The organism is Shimia sp. (assembly GCF_039969785.1).
Lineage (GTDB): Bacteria > Pseudomonadota > Alphaproteobacteria > Rhodobacterales > Rhodobacteraceae > Shimia.
The window spans coordinates 180,840-199,327 of the sequence record NZ_JBDVNC010000004.1; the positions used below are offsets into that span (position 1 = coordinate 180,840).

The following is an 18,488-nucleotide window of genomic DNA, read 5'->3' on the forward strand; positions in this document are numbered from 1 at the left end:
ATGACTGAGAAACTGATCATAATCGGGGCCGGTATGGCATCGGGACGGGCGCTCGAACATCTGTTCGACCAAGCTCCTGACGCCTATGACGTCACCCTGTTCAATGCCGAACCCCGCGGCACCTATAACCGCATTATGCTGTCTCCGGTTCTGTCCGGTGACAAAAGCTTTGATGAAATCGTCACCCATACCGCCGAATGGTACGAAGAGAACGACGTCACCTGTCGCTTTGGCGAAAAGGTGGTGGCGATTGACCGGACTGCCAAAACCTTGACCTCGGACAATGGTGATGTGCTGGCCTATGACAAGCTCGTCATCGCAACCGGCTCGGCGCCCTTCATCATCCCACTTCCCGGGCATGATCTGGACGGGGTGATTGCGTATCGCGACCTTGAAGACACCAATCAGATGATTGCACTGGGCGAAAAGCCCGACGCCAAGGCGGTTGTCATCGGCGGTGGTCTGTTGGGGCTTGAGGCCGCAGCTGGTCTTAAATTGCGTGGTGTGGATGTGACCGTGGTGCACATCATGGGCCACCTGATGGAGCGCCAGCTGGACGAAGCTGCGGGCTATCTTTTGCGTAAGGCACTGACCGACAAAGGAATTACGGTCAAATGCTCTGCAAACTCCAAAGAAATTCTGGGCGAAAACGGCCATGTCAAAGCCTTGTTGCTGGACGATGGTACAGAATTGCCTTGCGATCTTCTGGTCATGGCGGTCGGCATCCGTCCCAGCATCGCGCTGGCCGCTGATGCGGGTCTGGCCACGGGTCGGGGCATCCATGTGGACGATCAGATGGTCACATCTGACGAAAACATCCTCGGCCTTGGCGAATGTGTTGAACATGACGGCAACGTCTTTGGCCTTGTCGCGCCGCTTTATGATCAGGCCAAGGTGCTTGCCAAAACTCTGATCGGGGAAGAGGCCGCTTTTGCCAATAAAGAAGTGTCAACCAAGCTGAAAGTCACCGGGTGTGACCTGTTCTCAGCGGGTGACTTTTCTGATGGCGAAGGCCGCGAAGACATCGTGTTCCGTGACCCGGCGCGCGGTGTCTACAAACGGCTGGTTCTGGAAAACGACAAGCTCGTCGGCGCCGTCATGTATGGCGATACGGCCGATGGCAACTGGTTCTTTGGCCTGATCAAGGACGGCACCGACGTGGCCGAAATGCGCGACACGCTGATCTTTGGTCCTGCCTATCAGGGGGGGGCCGCCCTGGACCCTATGGCAGCCGTTGCAGCCTTACCGGCTGACGCAGAAATCTGCGGCTGCAACGGCGTATGTAAAGGTCAGATTGTGGATGCCATTCAAGGTGGCGCCACCACATTGGACGCGGTGCGCGCCCAAACCAAAGCCTCCGGGTCGTGCGGAACCTGCACCGGGCTGGTTGAACAGGTTCTTTCCGTCACGCTGGGGGATGATTTTGTCATGCCCGCTGCCGCGTCGGTTTGCGGTTGCACGGACCTTACCCACGAAGACGTACGCCGCCTGATCAAGGCAAGCGAGCTGAAATCTCAGCCAGCGGTCTGGCAGGAACTCGGCTGGTCAACACCCAACGGGTGCCATGTCTGTCGCCCCGCACTTAATTACTACCTTCTGGCCGACTGGCCGCTGGAGTATGCCGACGATCCGCAATCGCGCTTTGTGAATGAACGCAACCACGCCAACATTCAAAAAGACGGCACCTATTCCGTGGTGCCGCGCATGTGGGGCGGCATCACCACCCCGGACGAGCTGCGCGCCATCGCGGCAGCAGCGGACAAGTTTGCTGTGCCCACAGTCAAAGTGACCGGCGGTCAGCGCATCGATTTGCTGGGCGTTAAAAAAGAAGACCTGCCTGCGATCTGGTATGATCTCAATCAGGCCGGTCTTGTGTCAGGACATGCCTATTCCAAAGGCCTGCGCACGGTGAAAACCTGTGTCGGAACGGACCACTGCCGCTTTGGTACGCAGGATTCCACAGGACTTGGTATCAAGCTGGAAAAACACCTCTGGGGGTCCTGGACACCACACAAGCTGAAACTGGCGGTATCAGGCTGCCCGCGCAATTGTGCCGAAGCGACCTGCAAGGATATCGGGGTCATTTGCGTTGACAGCGGCTATGAAATCCATGTGGCAGGCGCCGCAGGCATGGAAATCAAAGGCACCGAGGTTTTGTGCAAGGTGGAAACCGAGGACGAAGCCATGGAGGTCATCAGCGCCATGACCCAGATCTATCGCGAAAACGCCAAATATCTGGACCGGATTTTCAAATGGGTCGACAAAGTGGGTCTTGACTGGGTCAAGGAACAGATCGTCGACGATCCGGACAACCGCAAGGCGCTGGCCGACCGGTTCGAGTTGTCTCAGTCTGTCTACCGCACCGATCCCTGGGCCGAGCATGCCAGAGAAAAGGCAGAGACCTATCAACCCATCGCAAACCTGACACTGGAGGCTGCAGAATGAGCTGGATCGACATTGGCGCAATTGACGACATCCCCCTGCGCGGCGCGCGGATCGTAAAAACCGCACTTGGATGTGTGGCGGTGTTCCGCACGGATGTGGGCGAAGTGTTCGCCACCTCGGACCGCTGCCCTCACAAGGGCGGACCATTGTCCGAAGGCATTGTGCATGGTCGCAAAGTGACCTGCCCGCTGCACAACTGGGTGTTTTCGCTGGAAACCGGCGAAGCCCAGGGAGCGGATGACGGCCAGATCGAAACATACCCGACGCGCATTCTGGACGGCCGGGTCATGCTGGATGCCACACTGCTTTCAACCGAGGTCGCCGCCTGATGCACGCCAATGATCCCAAGCCCGCACCCACCTGCACCACTTGCCCCTATTGCGGCACCGGTTGTGGCGTGCTCGCCACCCCTGATGGTGCGGGCGGGCTTCAGATCAAAGGCGATCCCGACCACCCGGCCAACTTTGGCCGTCTCTGTTCCAAGGGGTCGGCGCTCGGCGAGACCGTCGATCTCGACGGTCGTCTTCTCACCCCGCAGATCGACAACCGTCCCGCAGGCTGGGACGAAGCGCTCGATCTGGTGGCCTCACGGTTTCAGGACACCATCGCCAGACACGGCCCCGACAGCGTGGCATTTTACGTGTCCGGACAACTGCTGACCGAAGACTATTACGTCGCCAACAAGCTGATGAAAGGCTTTATCGGGTCTGCCAATATCGACACGAATTCACGCCTGTGCATGGCCTCGACGGTGGCCGGACACAAGCGCGCGTTTGGCACCGATACTGTGCCGGGAACCTATGAAGACCTCGAACAGGCCGACCTGATTGTGCTGGTGGGTTCCAACCTCGCGTGGTGCCACCCGGTTCTCTATCAACGCATCGCCGCCGCCAAGACCGAACGCCCAAATATGCGCGTCGTCACCATCGATCCACGCCGCACCGCCACCACCGACCTGGCCGACCTGCATTTGCCGCTCAAGGCTGGCACAGACGTGGCGCTCTTCAACCGTCTGTTGACTGAGATTTATCAGCAAGGCGCTGTGAACGCCGACTTTGTCACAAAACACGTCACCGGGTTCAACGACGCGCTTGACGCCGCCAGCACGTCGGACGTAACCGTCACCGGCCTGCCCCACACGCAAATCACCGAATTTCTAAATCTCTGGCTGCGCACTGAAAAAGTTGTGACCGTCTTTTCACAAGGCGTGAACCAGTCGGCGCAGGGTGCAGACAAGGTCAACGCCATCCTGAACTGCCACCTTGCCACAGGCCGCATCGGCCAACCCGGTATGGGCCCGTTCAGCGTGACCGGACAACCCAACGCCATGGGCGGGCGCGAGGTGGGCGGTCTTGCCAACATGCTGGCCTGTCATCTGGACATCGAAAACCCGGACCACCGCGCTTTGGTTGGCGGCTTCTGGTCCGCTCCGGCCATGCCAGAGCAAGCCGGGCTAAAAGCCGTCGACATGTTCCGCGCCGTTTCCGATGGCCGGATCAAGGCACTGTGGATCATGTGCACCAATCCAGCCGTGTCCCTGCCACAGGCGAACTTTGTGCGCGACGCCATTCAGAATTGTGACTTTACCGTGGTGTCCGATCTGACCGCCACAACCGACACCGCGCGGCTGGCGAATGTGGTTTTGCCCGCCACCGGCTGGGGCGAAAAAGACGGCACTGTCACCAATTCAGACCGCACCATCAGCCGCCAGCGCCCGGTTTTGCCAAAACCGGGACAGGCACGTCACGACTGGGACATCATCTCTGATGTTGGCCGTCGCATGGGATGGCAGGATGCCTTTGACTTTGCCCACCCAGCAGAAATCTTTCGCGAACACGCGGCGCTGTCGGGTTATGCTGCGGCCCAGGGCAAGGATTTCGACATTTCCGGTCTGGCTGACATTACCAACGTTGCCTACGAAGCATTGCGCCCGACACGTTGGCCTGTCCCCGGCCAGGCCGCTCCGCGCGAACGGTTTTTTGCGGATGGGCAGTTCTTTACCCCCTCCGGGCGCGCCAATATGTTGCCGGTCGAACAACTGGCCGATGATGCGCCCTTTGCCCCGTCCACGCAATACCGCCTGAATACCGGACGCATTCGCGACCAATGGCACACCATGACCCGCACCGGACGTGCCGCCCGCCTCAGCCAGCACTACGGCGAGCCTTTTCTGGAAATAAACCCGGAAGACGCGTTTGCCCTTGGCCTCAGACCGGCAGACCTGGCTCAGGTCGAAACCGAGCACGGCCACGCCGTGTTACGTGTTCTTGTCACCGACAGGGTACGCCCGGGCGCCGTCTTTGCACCAATCCACTGGACGACAGAGTTCGCCTCTGCCGGACGGATTTGCGCGGTTCTGCCGGACCGCACTGACCCGGTCTCGGGTCAGCCCGACAGCAAGGGGGCAAATGTCTCCATCAAACCATACGCTCCCGAATGGTACGGGTTTGCGGTTGGTCATCACCAGATTATTCCCCACACAGATTACTGGGCTACGGCCCGCCATGCCACAGGCTGGCGCACGGAACTGGCCGGGCGATCCACGCCAGCAGACTGGGAACACTTTGCTCAGGACCTGTTCCGCGCGCCAGACGCCCGGATATCCAGCGTGATCGATCATGCCAAAGGCACAGCACGCATCGCCCTGCACAAGGATAACACCCTGATTGGCGCCCTGTTCACCGCACCAGACCCGGTCTCTGTCGCGCGCACCCATGTCGCTAACCTGATCGGCAGTTCCGGCACGGCCGTACTGGCAGGCCATCCGGGGATGGATCAGCCTGACCCCGGCGCCACGGTCTGTGCGTGCTTCAACGTAGGGGTCAACACGATCATCGACGCCATAACCAGCCAAAAGCTGATCAGCGTCGATCAGATCGGCGTCGCGCTGCAAGCCGGGTCAAACTGCGGATCCTGCCGCCCCGAACTCGCCGCGCTGCTGAATGCCACCCAGGGACGCGCAGCTGCCGAATAACGCATCAGCTCAGAAACGGCGCGGCGGTCATTGTGGCGGGGATATCCACCCCCAACCGCCGCAATATGGTCGGCGCCAACTGAACCTGACGCAGAGCGGTATCCTCGGATGGCCCCGCGCCCTCACCGAAATAATAGAGCGCAAAATCCTGCTGCAACGCATCCCGCCCGCCATGATGGCCGCGCGCATCCTGTCCATGATCTGCGGTGACGATCACCTCATACCCCTCCGCCCGCCAACGTGGAATAAACGGCGCCAGCATCTCGTCCATCACGAAACAGGCGTGATCCATCTCGGGGCAGTCATGGTGAAACCGATGCCCCATACTGTCCAGCGTGCAGGTGTGTAACATGCCGTAAGACAGCTCAAACCGCTGACACAAGTTGGTCAGCGAAGCAAACAAATCCTTGTCACTTGGCGTCATCTGATTGGCGTGGCCATACCCCGCCATAGAATGAAACCGGCCATGATTGATCGACGTGCTGTCAGGTTCATCATACTCCACGTCCCGTACATGATCGAACGGGTGACGATTGAAAAATTCAGACCAGAAACTATGCGCCACCGCCCCGGTCACACCACCAGCTTTGCGCACTTCACTGAACACATCCGGCTGCCTCAGGCGAAACACATTGCTGTTACCGGTGCAACCATGCACCTGCGGCGTCACCCCGGTATGGATCGAAGCATAACAGCTGGCCGAGGTTGACGGCAGCACCGAAGTCATGCGCCATTTCCGCGCCGCGCCACTGTCAACCCAGCCCTCCAGATTGCCAAACAAACGCCCGCAATTGCGCCACGGCACTCCGTCCAGAATAATCAACAACAGTTTGTTTTGCATGACGCGCCCGCCTCACTGCTCCAGACACAGGAAAGGGCGCTCCCACGCCCCTTCATTTTGCCAAAAATACTCACATCCGCCGCCCAACGGGCGGCCTTGCCCTAATTCCCGGCGCTCTCCATTTTGCGGTTGGAAATGACCTCTTCCAGCCACCCCAGCCGCATCTCGGGCACTGAACTCAGCAACAGATCCGTGTAGTCATCAAAGGGTGGGCTCAGCACGTCGGTCTTGTTGCCATAACGCACAACCTTGCCCTGATACATCACCGCAATCGAATCCGCGATCGCCTTCACCGTGGCCAGATCGTGTGTGATGAACAGATAGGCCACGTCCTCGACCTTTTGCAAATTCAGCAAAAGCTTCAGAATGCCATCCGCAACCAACGGGTCCAGCGCACTTGTGACCTCATCACAGATGATCATCTTGGGCTTGGCCGCCAACGCGCGCGCAATGCACACACGTTGCTTTTGCCCCCCTGACAGCTCGGCCGGATAGCGATCCAGAAAGCCTTCACCCATTTCGATCTCTTCCAAAAGCTCAAGCACGCGTTTGCGTTTTTCTGCGCCTCTCAGACCAAAATAGAACTCCAGCGGACGGCCAATGATCGTGCCCACCGTCTGGCGTGGATTCATCGCCACATCTGCCATCTGATAGATCATCTGCAATTCGCGCAAATCCTCGCGCGATCTCCCCGCCAGATCAGACGACAAGTCGCGCCCGGCAAAGTGGATATTGCCGCCTTTAGGTGGCAACAGCCCGGTGATCACCCGTGCCAGCGTCGACTTGCCCGAGCCACTTTCGCCAACAACCGCCAGCGTCTGTCCCGGGTGCAATTCGACATTCACATCGTGCAGAACATCAAAGTTCGTGCCCTTGTAGCGCGCCGTGATATGCTCGACTTTCAGCACCGGTTCTGACGTTGGCTGTTTCTCGACATGGTCAATCGACCGCACCGACACCAACGCTCGTGTATAGTCTTCCTGTGGCGCATTGATGATCTGGTCAACAGAGCCGTATTCGACCATGTCTCCCATCTTGAGCACCAGAATATCGTCGCTGACCTGCGCCACAACGGCCAGATCATGCGTGATATAAAGCGCCGCAACACCAGTGTCGCGAATGGCTTCCTTGATCGCCATAAGCACGTCAATCTGCGTGGTCACATCAAGCGCGGTTGTGGGTTCGTCAAACACCACCAGATCCGGTTCAGGACACAGCGCCAGCGCCGTCATACACCGCTGCAACTGTCCACCGGACACCTGATGCGGATACCGGTCGCCAATGTTTTCCGGATCGGGCAACCCAAGCTTGCGGAACAACTCTACCGCACGCGCTTCAGCCTCTTTCTTTGAGAACTTTCCATGGCGAATAGACGCTTCGGTCACCTGATCCATGATCTGCTTGGCCGGGTTGAACGACGCGGCAGCCGACTGGCTGACATACGTCACCTCGCCGCCACGCAGTTTGCGTATGTCCTGCGTACCGGATTTCATGATGTCGCGCCCGTTGACCCAGACCTCGCCACCGGTGATTTTCACGCCACCCCGGCCATAGGCCATACTGGCCAGACCAATGGTCGATTTCCCGGCCCCGGATTCGCCGATCAGACCCAACACCTTGCCTGGCGCCAGATCAAACGACACGCCATGCACGATCTCGATGTCATGGGGTTTTTCGCCCGGTGGATAGACCGTTGCGCCAATTTTCAGGTCGCGGACTTTCAACAATGCCTCGCTCATCCCCGGCCCCCTTTCAGTGACGTGGTACGGTTCAGGACCCAATCAGCCACCAGATTGACGCTGATCGCCAACGTAGCAATCGCCACCGCCGGATACAGCGCGGCTCCGATGCCATAGACAATCCCGTCCTTATTTTCCTTCACGATACCGCCCCAATCGGCTTCGGGTGGTTGCACCCCTAGCCCCAGGAACGACAGGGTCGACACGAACAGCACCATAAAGATAAAGCGCAGTCCCATTTCAGCCACCAGCGGGCTCAGCGCATTGGGCAAAATTTCACGGAAAATGACCCAGATCCGCCCTTCGCCGCGCAGCTTGGCGGCTTCGACGTAGTCCATCACATTGATATCAACCGCCACGGCGCGCGCCAGACGGAACACACGTGTGCTGTCCAGAAAGCCCATGACGATAATCAGCACAGGCACCGTTACCGGCATCACCGACAACACAACCAACGCAAAGATCAGCGACGGAATGGACATGATCAGATCGACAAACCGGCTCATCATCTGATCCACCCAGCCGCCAATAACTGCGGCTGCGAACCCAAGGATCGATCCGGTAACAAAGCTCAGGATCGTACCCGCCGTTGCGATAAAGATCGTCGTACGTCCGCCATAAATCATACGACTAAGCAGATCGCGTCCGATATTGTCCGTCCCCAACCAATGCTCAGCGCTGGAAGGCTCCCAGACATCGCCAACAATGTCAGCCATACCGTAAGGCGCGATAAAAGGCGCAAAGATCGCTATGAAAAAGTAAAGCCCGGTGAAACTCAGCCCAATCAGGGCGGCAAGAGGTATATTCTTCATCTCTGCTCCCCCCTATTTCGGATGCCGCAAACGCGGGTTGGCCACAATGGACACCACATCGGCAATCATATTCAGACCGATATAGACGGCAGCAAAGATAAGCCCACAGGCCTGCACCACCGGAATGTCGCGTTTGGACACGTGATCCACCAGATATTGCCCCATGCCGGGATAGGTGAAGACCACTTCGATCACCACAACCCCAACCACCAGATAGGCAAGGTTCAACATGACAACATTTACAATGGGCGCGATCGAGTTTGGAAAGGCGTGACGCCAAATGATCCAGAACATCGGCATGCCCTTCAATTCGGCGGTCTCGATATAAGCAGACTGCATCACGTTCAGAATGGCCGCGCGGGTCATGCGCATCATGTGCGCCAGAACCACCAGCGTCAGCACCATCACCGGCAACGCGATCGAGTTCAGCTTTTCACCCAACGACATGCCATCATTGATCATCGACACAGATGGTGCCCAACGCAGCTTCACCGCGACGATGTACATCAGCATATAGCCGATCAGAAATTCAGGGATCGAAATCGACGCCAATGTGACCGCCGAAATGATCTTGTCAGGCCACCGGTCGCGATAGCGCACCGCCAGCAATCCCAGGAAAATTGCCAGCGGGACCGATATAATGGCCGCCCAGAAGGCAAGGAATAGCGTGTTTTTCAGACGTTTACCCAGACTGGACGCAATGTCCTGTCCACTGGTCAGCGCGGTACCCAGATCGCCTTGCATAATGCCGCCAAGCCAACTGAAGTACCGTTGAACCGGGGGATCATTGAGGCCCAGATCTGCGCGCAGATTGGCCAGAGCTTCGGGGGTTGCTGATTGTCCGAGGATGGATTGAGCCACGTCTCCTGGCAGGATGATTGTGCCTGCGAAAATCAGAATGGAGACAAGGAACAACAAGAGAAGTCCCAGCGCAATGCGCTGGGCCAGTAGTTTTACAATGGGAGACATCTTATCCCGCGACCCACATTTTCAGCGGTGCCTGCATATCCATCATGCCAAAGCCTTTGTGGTTGTCGACCCAACCGGCAACCCGGTCAGAAGACGCGCTTACAAAGTCGTTAAACATTGGGCAGATCAAGCCGCCTTCATCACGGATAATGGTCGAAAGATCAGCATACATCGCGGTCCGTTTGGCTTCGTCCAGCTCGGCCCGTGCTGTCACCAGCAGCTGATCGAACTTTTCGTTGAAGAAACGAGTGTCGTTCCAGTCAGCCGAAGACAGATAAGCTGTCGACAGCATCTGATCCTGAACCGGGCGACCGCTCCAGTAGCTTGTGCAGAACGGCTGTTTATTCCACACTTCCGACCAGTAACCATCGTTTGGTTCACGCTTGATCTCAAGATCAATGCCGGCTGCCTTAGCTGATTGCTGGAACAGCGCAGACGCATCCGGTGCACCGGGGAACGAATTGTCCGATGTGCGCAGCAGAACAGACCCTTCGTGACCGGACTTCTTGAAGTGATGCGCGGCTTTGTCCGGGTCATACATGCGCTGCTCGGCTTCGGTGAACAACGGATAAGACGCATTGATCGGCGAGTCATTTCCGACGGAACCATAACCAAACAGAATCTTGTCGACCATTTCCTGACGGTTGATTGCGTACTTCAGCGCCAGACGCAGATCGTTGTTGTCAAACGGCGCCGTGTTGCAGTGCATGATGAACACATAGTGTCCCGGACCAGCTGTTGAGTGCACAGTGATGCCCGGTACGCGTGTGACCAAACCAGCGGTACGTGGTGGTACGCGGCTGACCATATCGACCTGACCGGATTGCAGCGCGGCAACGCGGGCTGTGTCGTCGTTGATCACGATGATTTCGATTGTGTCGGCATGGCCCAGCTCCGAATTCCAGTAATTCGGGTTCTTTTCAGCCACAAACCGAACGCCCATATCGGCGCTTTTCAGAATGTAGGGGCCGGTACCGATGGCCGCGTCCACACCGTCTTTGCCACCATTGGGCTGGATCAGCAGGTGATAATCGGTCAGCAGATAGGGCAGATCGGCGTTGGCCTGCTCCAGCTCAAGGATAAAGTTGTCACCTTCGGCACGCATGCCTGAAATGCCGCGCAACAGTCCCAAAGCGCCCGACTTGGTCTCTTCGCCAGAATGGCGCTCGATGGTCGCCAGAACGTCGTCTGCGGTGACCGATTTGCCATTCGAAAAGGTAATTCCGCTGCGGATTTTGAAGGTCCATGTTTTGGCGTCAGCAGAGGCTTCTACGCTTTCGGCCACGCGTGGTTCCAGGCTGCCATCCGCCGCCAGAATCATCAGCGGCTCGCCCCACATGCGGCTGACCATGGTCATTGCCGAGTTTGTTGTGGTCGCCGGATCAAGGCTGTCTGTCGTTGACGCGCCTTCGATGCCAACCTTGATGGTGCCGCCCGTTTGCGGACCGGCAGCATGCACAGCGCCAGACAACATTGTGCCAGCAGCAGCGGCAGTCAGACCCAGCGCACTTGCGCGACCGAGGAACTTGCGACGCGAAATTCCACCAATCGCTGCCCGGCGGCTCAGATACTTCAGTTCGTCATTCATTATTGTTCTCCCCATTGGAATTGTTGTTTTGCGCCATGCTGCGGTTCAGGTGCGACACAAATCAAGGAAAATTGTTACGGCCATTTAACTTTCTTGCCATTTTTCCTGTGGCGAAACCTGTTTCATGGCCTAGCCCTTGATTTCCGTCGGTTCATGCGCCAAATCCGACACTTTTCGTCTTTTTGATACATGAATTTAGAAGGCGCTTTTTTTGTTACTCGTTCATGTTGCGCCGTATTCCGACGACCTGCAACCGGTTTACGTCCGAAAACAGAGGGGATTCGCCGTCATTGGGACTAAGAAAATCCCTTCGGTCACCCTGTCACAGACGGGGCACCGATACATTCCACTGACGCTCAAACACCTGTTCGTCGCCCTCGAACACGCTCAGTTCGGCGTCAATAACATAGTGGTCCGCCGTCCCTTTCATCTGCAATCTGGCTTCAATCCGCGCGCCCCAGTTGTCGCGCGACATCTCGCGCTGCCACCGAAATTCCGAACTTGCCGACAACGGGTCATCTTCGCAGATTACAAACTTTTCGGTCGTGACTTCGCTGCTGACCAGCCCGGTTTCAAGGTCACGCACTGCGCCCGCGTCGCCTTCGATTTCAAGCGTCAGACTGCGCGCTGTGCTGTCCCGGATCAGTCGTTTGGCTTCCTGCACCGGCCGCAACTGCTCCTCCTGAAGCGGTTTGGCGGAGCGCGGCGGATCAAAGTGCAGCGCCTCATCGTCCTGCGCCGGACGCACCGGCAGGTCCAGCGTTCCCTCGTCTATCTCCAGAACGGCCAGCTCAGGCTCGGGCCACGCAAACGGCCAATAGCTGGATGAAATGGCAATCCGCAACCGATGCCCCTCTGGCAGGTGATAAGCGCATTGATCCAGCACAACCTTTGCCTCAACAAATTCGCCCACCGGCATATCGACCATCTTATCCGCACCATTCCGCTGGCGCAGGTTCAGAAACCCATGCGCGATCAGCGCACTAGAGCCGTCCGGGCGCACATCACACAACCGCACCGCCACTTGCGCACGCGGCTTGTCCGCCCGCACCCGCAGCGTCACAACTGGTGCTCCGATGATGTCGCGCCCTTCAGTTGTGGTCGCGCTGTCAAAACAACAGCTCAGCGCGTCATCGCTGCGCTGATCATCCGGCAATTCACCCGGACCAAACCCAAAGGGAAAATACTCACCCGTCGCCTGCCCACAGGCCAGTGCAGGGAACACTTTGCGCGCGGCACTGCCCGGCGCGTCGCTCAGAGTATTGCCGCTCAGGTGCCATTGCTCCGGTGTGATTTCGCCCTTTCGATCCCGCAAGCCGACCCAACGACCGGGCCGCATGGAATAGCTGGTTTGTGGCGGCACGCTGTCCAGCACCCAAACCCGGTACTCTGGCAAATCTTCCGCCCCGTTGGGTTCATCCTTCAACCAGCGATCCCACCACCGCAGCATTTCGCCCAAAAAGTCGATCTGAGGTCCGGGCACTGCGAAATGCGGATATTTGTGGTTCCATGGCCCCACCAGCCCTTTGACCGGCGACTGCAGATTGTCCACCAGATGCGCAATCGTGTTGCGATACCCGTCATGCCAGCCGCCAACACTCAGAACCGCAGCCTTGATGGCGCTGTAGTCTTCGCACACTGACCCGTGTTCCCAATATGCGTCGCGTTGCTGGTGTTGCACCCACGTTTCGGCCAGAAACGGCGTATTCTCTAACCGCTCCAACCACATATCGCGCCACCGGTCTCCAACAATTTCAGGATCCGGCGGCAACGAGAACCAAGCCAGCACCGTGGCGGCCCATCCGGGGTTTTCACCCAGCATCAGCCCGCCCTTATAGTGAATGTCATCGGCATATCGGTCTACGGTCGAACAGATGCTGACCACCGCCTTTAGTGGCTCAGGTGCCAGCGCGGCAACTTGTAGCCCGTTAAAACCACCCCAGCTGATCCCCATCATGCCAACCTTGCCGCTGCACCAGTCCTGCTCTGCCAACCAGTTGATCACCGCACCCCCGTCAGCCAGCTCTTGCGGCGAATATTCGTCGTCAAACAGCCCTTCGCTGTCGCCACATCCCCGCATATCGACCCGCACACAGGCATAGCCATGCCCGGCCATATAAGGGTGGGTCAGCGCATCGCGCTGCGTTGTGCCATCGCGTTTACGATAAGGCAGAAATTCCAGAATCGCCGGAACCGGCCCCGTCCCGACAGGGCGCCAGATACGGGCCGATAACCGTGTGCCATCCGGCATCGGAATGTGAACATGCGGCGTTTCTTCGACTTCGAATGGAAATGTTTCGATGATGTTCATCTCAGGCTCCGTGTGGCTCGCGCACACACTGCAACCGCGCGCAAAGCACCGCAAGCCCCGTCCTCAAATCCCGTCCTCAAGTCACGTCAGATCAACGCTGTTGTCGCCACGACCGGACCAACGCGCCAAGCGCAATCAGCGCCCAAAGCAACTCAATCACAATCGCCCCGATATTGGGCCGCACCCAAAGCGACACCAATATCAAACCAGCCCCCAGCAAATTAAGCAGATTGAACGCCGCCCCCCGCGCAGGCAATTGCCCACGAGTAGCCGCAAAATACGCCCACGCGATCACCAGCGCGCCCACAATCCCAACGGCGTCCGACCATCCCAGTTCTTGCAACATCACGTTCGCACCTGTCTTTAAAAAACGCCCGCCTGCGTCAACTCCATCGCGCAACGGCGCAACACCGCTGTTACCAAATCGCGCGTTTCGACGTCAGCCAGGGCTACTTGCGAATCCTGCACGCCCAGTACGGCCTTGACGCTGCCCCTGGGGCCAACCGGCACGGCAATACCTGTCACACCCAGCTCAAATTCACCCGTCACCACAGCGCAGCCCGCTTGCGACGCCTGTTGCACTGCTGCGCTCAGCGCTGCGGTATCGGTCACACTTTCGCTCGTGAATGGCTCCGGGTTTGACGCTGCGATCAACGCGTCGGATTCATCAGGTGGTCCCCACGCCAACAGCATCCGACCAACCGCCGTATGAAACATCGGCAACCTGCTGCCCACTGTGAAGCCATAGGTCACGCCTGACGCGCGCAAAGTGGATTGCGCAACCATCAACGCGCCGCCGTCCTCGGGCATTGCCAGAATAACCTCTCGCCCCAACTCCGCCGATGCCGCGTTCAACAACGGCTGGATAACACGACCAAACTGATTTCCGCGCAGAAAGCTGCCCGCCAGCACCAGAATGCGTGGGGTCAGCGAGAAAACACGCCCCTCGCGACGCACATATCCCAGATGCACCAGCGTCAGCAGCAATCGCCGAGACGCCGCAGGATCCAGTCCGGTGCGCCGCGCAATGTCGCTTAGCGTCATGTGGCTGTGATCCTCGTCAAAGGCTTTCAGCACCGACATGCCTTTTACAAATGTCAGCGAAATGTCCCGGTTCTGTGGCACGTGATCCATCCTGTCCCAGCGTTCCTGTTTCTACGCGGCGCCTCAGACAACGGTCAATCTGAACCGGACATATTTTTCTTGCGATAATCGCAAACTTGCGCGACTATCGACCAATCATGCGAACAGCGAGGCCCATATGCTCAGCCAGGAAATGAACGATATCATCACCCGTATCACCCCCGGAACACCAGCAGGCGACGTTATGCGCCGCTATTGGCAACCCGCTGCGCTGCTGGACGAACTGTCCGGCAACCGTCCGGTTGTGCCGGTGCGTCTGCTTGGCGAAGACCTTGTTTTGTTTCGTGACAGTCAGGGCGAACTGGGCCTGATCCAGCGCGCCTGCCCACATCGCGGCGCTGACATGTGTTATGGTCGGCTCGAAGATAACGGCCTGCGCTGTCCATTTCACGGCTGGCACTTCAACCGTTCCGGCCAATGCGTCGAACAACCCGGCGAACCCGAAGGGTCGCGCATGCATGAGAAAATTCAGGCCACCGCATATCCCGTGATCGAAAAGAACGGCATCATCTTTGCCTATATGGGCCCCGGCGATCCACCTGCCTTTCCCAATCTCGATTGCTTTCGCGCGCCTGACACACATGTGTTTGCGTTCAAAGGTCTCTGGGAATGCAACTGGTTGCAGGCGCTTGAGGTCGGCATCGACCCCGCGCATGCGTCGTTCCTGCACCGCTTCCTTCAGGACGAAGACCCGGACGATGGCTATGGCAAACAATTCCGCGACAAGGCCGCCGATACCGAGATTCCCATGACCCGCCTGCTGCGCGAATATCCTCGCCCTGAAATCAGCGTGGAAGACACCGATTATGGCATGCGCATCATTGCGCTGCGCCATCTGGACGATGGCCGCACCCATGTGCGTGTCACCAATCAGATTTTCCCCGAGGCGATCAGCATCCCGATGTCCCGCGAGATGATTATCACCCAATGGCACGTGCCGATTGATGACGAAAACTGTTATTGGTACTCGATGTTCACAAGCTTCGACAAACCGGTGAACAAAGACCTGATGCGCGCGCAGCGGCTCGAAGAACATGTGCTGCCCAGCTATGCGCCTAAGAAGAATAAGCAGAACAATTATGGCTATGACGCCGAAGAACAAGGCGCGCTGACCTATACCGGCATGGGGCTGGACATCAATGTGCACGACCAATGGGCGGTCGAGAGCATGGGTGCCATTCAGGACCGCACCCGCGAACATCTGGGCAAAACCGACATTGCCGTCATCGCCTATCGCCGCAAATTGCGCGCCGCGATCAAGGCACTGCAGGACGGCGACGAAACTGCGCTCCCGATGCGCAACGGGGTCGACCCGGCGACAATTCACGGCCCGATTTCCAACGACACGCTGTCCAGCGATGGGGATTGGCGCAAGTCCTACCATGAGGGTGATGCGGCGCGACGCGCGGCCTGCACCAACTGGGACGCCAAAATCTCTTCCTGATCCCGCACCGCACACCTGGCAGACAGACCAGCATTTATCCGCTAGCCTGCCCTAAACGGTTTGCAAAAGGACACGTCTATGCCTCACGAACCCCAAGAGGTCCTGCAATTCTGGTTTCCCGATACGGGCCATGAGAACAGCCTCGAAACCCATGGCGCGTTCTGGCAGGAACGCATGCAAGGCGGAATGGATGACGCAATTATCCGCGATTTCGCGGATCTGACGCTGGCCGCGGCACAAGGCCAGCTGGATCACTGGGCCAAAACCGCGCGCGGACGTCTGGCGTTACTGATCGCGCTTGATCAGTTTCCCCGCTCGCTCTGGCGCGATACACCTGCCGCGTTTGGGCAAGACATCAAGGCAACCCGTCTGGCGCTCAAAGGACTTGAAAACGGACATTTTGACGAACTCGCCCCTTGGGAACAGACCTTTTTTGTGATTGCGATTTCACATTGCGAAGGCCCCGACCACCTTGAGCGGATGAACGCGCTTGAGACGGTTGTGGAACGTATTATCGCACGCTTGCCAGAGCCGCTTGCCGATCTCGCGGGCAACTTTCGTGGCCAGCAATCTATTGTGACAGACGTCATCACCCGGTTTGGGCGCCATCCCCACCGCAACCCGATCTACGGACGCGCCTCAACACCCGCCGAGCAAGCCTATATAGACACCGGCGATTTTCCGCATTTGCGCGATGCCACCGCGACGGAACCGTCCACATGATCAGACCATGTACCACGCGCTTTATTTCTAAGGATCTGCATTGACCGACACCCGGACCAATATTGCCTCTGGCACGCTGGCGCAGCTGGGCCTGCTTGACTCCGACGGCATCGACGCCGCAACTGCATTGGCTGACACAATTGCCGCCTCTGATCTTGAAACGATCCGCGTCCTGTTCCCAGACCAACATGGTATCTTGCGCGGCAAAGCTATTGTGGCCTCTGCCCTGCCCTCGGTTCTGGCCAATGGTATGGCAGCACCTTCTACACTGTTGCTCAAAGACACATCCCACCGCACGGTGTTTCCGGTCTGGACAGGCGAGGCCGCAACCGAAGCCGATCCAATGCGTGGCGCGGGTGACATCCTGCTGGCGCCGGACCCATCCACCTTTCACCCCCTGCCATGGGCACCGCATTCCGCGTGGTTGTTGTGTGACGCACATTTCAAGACCGGCGCACCAATCCCATTTTCGTCGCGCACGGTCCTGCGCAGGGCGCTTGAAAAATTGGCCGCGCGGGATTTGACACTGACCGTGGGTTTAGAGCTGGAATTTCATGTCTTTGACCGTCTCGACCCCGCCCCGGAACACAGTCAAGCCACCATGCCCGCGCACCCGCCACGCACCCGCCCGCTTGCGCCGGGGTATCAGTTTCTGACTGACGCAATTTATGACGTGCTCGAACCGGTTATGGATGACATCCGACGCACAGCGCAGGCGATGGGTATGCCGGTGCGCTCAACCGAAGTCGAAATGGGCCCATCGCAGTTCGAAGTCACCTTTGAGCCGGCAGACCCGATGACCCATGCCGACACGATGATCATGTTCCGCACCATGGTCAAAGAACTCTGCGCACGGCGCGGATTACACGCCACCTTTATGTGCCGTCCTCGACTGGACAATGTCGCGGCATCCGGCTGGCATCTTCATCAATCCCTGTCAGACGCCACAGGCCGGAACCTGTTCATGCCCGAAACCGAGGGCACGCCAACACCATACGCCTCCGCATGGATGGCGGGATTGCTGCACCACGCCGAAGAATCCTGTCTGCTGACCACGCCAACCATTAACGGCTACAAACGGTATCAGCCGTTTCAGCTGGCCCCGGACCGTATCCAATGGGGACAAGACAATCGCGGCGCCATGCTGCGCGCGCTCATGTTGCCCGGCGATCCCGCCAGCCGCATCGAAAACCGCGTGCCGGAAAGTGCGGCCAACCCCTATTACGTGATCGCCTCGCAAATCCTCTCTGGCTTGTCCGGTCTTGAACAATCTCTGACGGCCCCGCCGCCCTGCGAACAACCCTATGATCCCACCGCCAAAGCCCTGCCTGCAAGCCTGCTGGATGCCATTGTGCATTTCGAACAAGGTGCCCTCTACCGCGCGACTTTAGGTGATGGATTTGTCGACTATCTGACCCGCATCAAACGCGCCGAGTGGGACCGATACGTCGGCGCGCTCTCGGAATGGGAGCAGGCCGAATACTTCGGTCTGTTCTGAC

At 58.3% G+C, this 18,488-nt stretch carries 14 protein-coding genes; 6 read left to right on the forward strand and 8 right to left on the reverse strand.

Annotation, left to right across the window (positions count from 1 at the left end):
• From nirB to ABJI08_RS01260, 3 genes are read left to right on the forward strand one after another with little or no spacing between them, the layout of a single operon-like run.
• A complete protein-coding gene (nirB, locus tag ABJI08_RS01250) occupies positions 1-2,445 on the forward strand; it encodes a nitrite reductase large subunit NirB (RefSeq protein WP_348400010.1) in 2,445 nt (814 codons plus the stop codon).
• Positions 2,442-2,774 carry a nitrite reductase small subunit NirD gene (gene nirD / locus ABJI08_RS01255; protein ID WP_348400011.1) on the forward strand — a complete coding sequence of 111 codons (333 nt, stop codon included), beginning with the start codon at positions 2,442-2,444 and terminating at the stop codon, positions 2,772-2,774. The genes nirB and nirD overlap by 4 nt, the downstream gene beginning before the upstream one ends.
• Positions 2,774-5,419, forward strand: coding sequence for a molybdopterin-dependent oxidoreductase (locus ABJI08_RS01260; protein ID WP_348400012.1), 2,646 nt, complete (start codon positions 2,774-2,776; stop codon positions 5,417-5,419). The genes nirD and ABJI08_RS01260 overlap by 1 nt, the downstream gene beginning before the upstream one ends.
• A 4-nt stretch (positions 5,420-5,423) precedes the next feature.
• Here ABJI08_RS01260 and ABJI08_RS01265 read toward each other — a convergent pair whose 3' ends face one another.
• The 8 genes from ABJI08_RS01265 to ABJI08_RS01300 all read right to left on the reverse strand — a co-directional run bounded on the left by ABJI08_RS01265 (position 5,424) and on the right by ABJI08_RS01300 (position 14,804).
• Positions 5,424-6,260, reverse strand: a complete 837-nt coding sequence (locus tag ABJI08_RS01265; protein WP_348400013.1) for an alkaline phosphatase family protein — start codon at positions 6,258-6,260, stop codon at positions 5,424-5,426.
• A gap of 101 nt (positions 6,261-6,361) precedes the next feature.
• Positions 6,362-7,999: an ABC transporter ATP-binding protein gene (locus ABJI08_RS01270; RefSeq protein ID WP_348400014.1), complete on the reverse strand. Its 1,638-nt coding sequence runs from the start codon at positions 7,997-7,999 to the stop codon at positions 6,362-6,364.
• Positions 7,996-8,811 (reverse strand): ABC transporter permease, encoded by an 816-nt coding sequence (locus tag ABJI08_RS01275; protein WP_348400015.1) that lies wholly within the window; start codon positions 8,809-8,811, stop codon positions 7,996-7,998. Before ABJI08_RS01275 ends, ABJI08_RS01270 begins: the two co-directional genes overlap by 4 nt.
• A 12-nt stretch (positions 8,812-8,823) precedes the next feature.
• Positions 8,824-9,780: an ABC transporter permease gene (locus tag ABJI08_RS01280; RefSeq protein WP_348400016.1), complete on the reverse strand. Its 957-nt coding sequence runs from the start codon at positions 9,778-9,780 to the stop codon at positions 8,824-8,826.
• A 1-nt stretch (position 9,781) separates the two neighbouring features.
• Positions 9,782-11,368, reverse strand: a complete 1,587-nt coding sequence (locus ABJI08_RS01285) for an ABC transporter substrate-binding protein (RefSeq protein ID WP_348400017.1) — start codon at positions 11,366-11,368, stop codon at positions 9,782-9,784.
• Positions 11,369-11,690: 322 nt separating this feature from the next.
• The gene (locus tag ABJI08_RS01290; protein WP_348400018.1) at positions 11,691-13,679 is read right to left on the reverse strand and encodes a CocE/NonD family hydrolase; all 1,989 of its coding nucleotides are present in this window, start codon (positions 13,677-13,679) and stop codon (positions 11,691-11,693) included.
• 91 nt (positions 13,680-13,770) lie between these two features.
• Positions 13,771-14,025 (reverse strand): hypothetical protein, encoded by a 255-nt coding sequence (locus tag ABJI08_RS01295; protein ID WP_348400019.1) that lies wholly within the window; start codon positions 14,023-14,025, stop codon positions 13,771-13,773.
• Positions 14,026-14,042: 17 nt separating this feature from the next.
• Positions 14,043-14,804 carry an IclR family transcriptional regulator C-terminal domain-containing protein gene (locus ABJI08_RS01300; RefSeq protein ID WP_348400020.1) on the reverse strand — a complete coding sequence of 254 codons (762 nt, stop codon included), beginning with the start codon at positions 14,802-14,804 and terminating at the stop codon, positions 14,043-14,045.
• 151 nt (positions 14,805-14,955) lie between these two features.
• Here ABJI08_RS01300 and ABJI08_RS01305 point away from each other — a divergent pair, with 151 nt between their 5' ends.
• The 3 genes from ABJI08_RS01305 (at position 14,956) to ABJI08_RS01315 (ending at position 18,487) form a co-directional block, all read left to right on the forward strand.
• Positions 14,956-16,266 (forward strand): Rieske 2Fe-2S domain-containing protein, encoded by a 1,311-nt coding sequence (locus tag ABJI08_RS01305; protein WP_348400021.1) that lies wholly within the window; start codon positions 14,956-14,958, stop codon positions 16,264-16,266.
• 78 nt (positions 16,267-16,344) lie between these two features.
• Positions 16,345-16,989 (forward strand): DUF924 family protein, encoded by a 645-nt coding sequence (locus ABJI08_RS01310; protein WP_348400022.1) that lies wholly within the window; start codon positions 16,345-16,347, stop codon positions 16,987-16,989.
• Between the two features lie 40 nt (positions 16,990-17,029).
• Positions 17,030-18,487 carry a glutamine synthetase family protein gene (locus ABJI08_RS01315; RefSeq protein WP_348400023.1) on the forward strand — a complete coding sequence of 486 codons (1,458 nt, stop codon included), beginning with the start codon at positions 17,030-17,032 and terminating at the stop codon, positions 18,485-18,487.
• Position 18,488 lies beyond the last annotated feature (1 nt).

Bases quoted from the DNA above. Each gene is read 5' to 3' on its own strand.
- ABJI08_RS01265 (WP_348400013.1), bottom strand. From the start codon at position 6,260: ATGCAAAACAAACTGTTGTTGATTATTCTGGACGGAGTGCCGTGGCGC.
- ABJI08_RS01260 (WP_348400012.1), top strand. From the start codon at position 2,774: ATGCACGCCAATGATCCCAAGCCCGCACCCACCTGCACCACTTGCCCC.
- nirB (WP_348400010.1), top strand. From the start codon at position 1: ATGACTGAGAAACTGATCATAATCGGGGCCGGTATGGCATCGGGACGG.
- ABJI08_RS01275 (WP_348400015.1), bottom strand. From the start codon at position 8,811: ATGAAGAATATACCTCTTGCCGCCCTGATTGGGCTGAGTTTCACCGGG.
- ABJI08_RS01280 (WP_348400016.1), bottom strand. From the start codon at position 9,780: ATGTCTCCCATTGTAAAACTACTGGCCCAGCGCATTGCGCTGGGACTT.
- ABJI08_RS01270 (WP_348400014.1), bottom strand. From the start codon at position 7,999: ATGAGCGAGGCATTGTTGAAAGTCCGCGACCTGAAAATTGGCGCAACG.
- ABJI08_RS01285 (WP_348400017.1), bottom strand. From the start codon at position 11,368: ATGAATGACGAACTGAAGTATCTGAGCCGCCGGGCAGCGATTGGTGGA.
- ABJI08_RS01305 (WP_348400021.1), top strand. From the start codon at position 14,956: ATGAACGATATCATCACCCGTATCACCCCCGGAACACCAGCAGGCGAC.
- ABJI08_RS01310 (WP_348400022.1), top strand. From the start codon at position 16,345: ATGCCTCACGAACCCCAAGAGGTCCTGCAATTCTGGTTTCCCGATACG.
- ABJI08_RS01295 (WP_348400019.1), bottom strand. From the start codon at position 14,025: ATGTTGCAAGAACTGGGATGGTCGGACGCCGTTGGGATTGTGGGCGCG.
- ABJI08_RS01290 (WP_348400018.1), bottom strand. From the start codon at position 13,679: ATGAACATCATCGAAACATTTCCATTCGAAGTCGAAGAAACGCCGCAT.
- nirD (WP_348400011.1), top strand. From the start codon at position 2,442: ATGAGCTGGATCGACATTGGCGCAATTGACGACATCCCCCTGCGCGGC.